The 767-nt window shown below is 62.1% G+C and carries 1 protein-coding gene; it reads right to left on the bottom strand.

Going from position 1 to position 767, the window contains the following annotated elements; translation table 11 throughout:
- Window positions 1-767: glycoside hydrolase family 30 protein (locus ACYSMN_RS25515; RefSeq protein WP_488926757.1), on the bottom strand; the 767-nt coding region annotated here is incomplete at both ends.

Raw genomic sequence — 767 nt, 5'->3', positions numbered from 1 at the left:
GCCACGGCCCCGGCGGGCAAGGTGTAGTCGAATGCCTGGTCGCCCCACCGCACTTTGAAGGTGTTCTGGCTGCTGCCATTGTTGAGGGCAATGAGCACCTTGGAGCCATCGGGGTTCTTGAACGCCACGTTTTCGATGCCGCCGCCGTAGGAGTTGGACGCAATCCGCACGGCACCCTGACGCACGAACTTGCTGGCGTGGCCGTAGGTGTAGTACTCCACGTTTCTGCTCGCGGTGCCCGTGTTGCTGTCAATGGTGAAGATGCCGCGGCAAGTCTGGCAGCCACCGTTGGTCGGACCGTTGTTCTGGTCGAGGGCCAGATTCCACATCAGCACGCTCTTGGCCCAGTTGCGCGTGTTGCCGATGATCAGGTTGGAGAGGTGCCAGCGCAGGTCGCCGGCCCAGTTGGAGGGTTCCGAGCCTGAGCACTCGGTAAACCAGATGTCCTTGTCGGGATACGCGTCGTGGGTCTGGCTCATGTTGCCCACCGAGCCGCCATAGCAATGGAAGGCCGCCCCGGCCGCGTACTGGCGAGCGGCGGCATCATCGTACACCTCGTTGGGGTAGTTGGGGTGGTCCCAGTTGTGGTCGTAGACGATGAGCTTGGTGTTGATGCCCGCATTCTGGAAGGCCGGCCCGATGTTGTCCTTTAGAAAGCTGGCCTGGCTGGCCGAGTTCATGCTCATCGACGGATAGTTGCCCGTAGCAAACTCCGGCTCGTTTTGCAGCGTGACGGCGTAGATGGGCAGCCCCACGTTGCCGTAGGC

The sequence above is a fragment of the Hymenobacter sp. M1-2 genome (assembly GCF_057808495.1).
The sequence above is the reverse complement of the archived record's forward strand: the minus strand, read 5'-3'. Positions and strand labels throughout refer to the sequence as shown.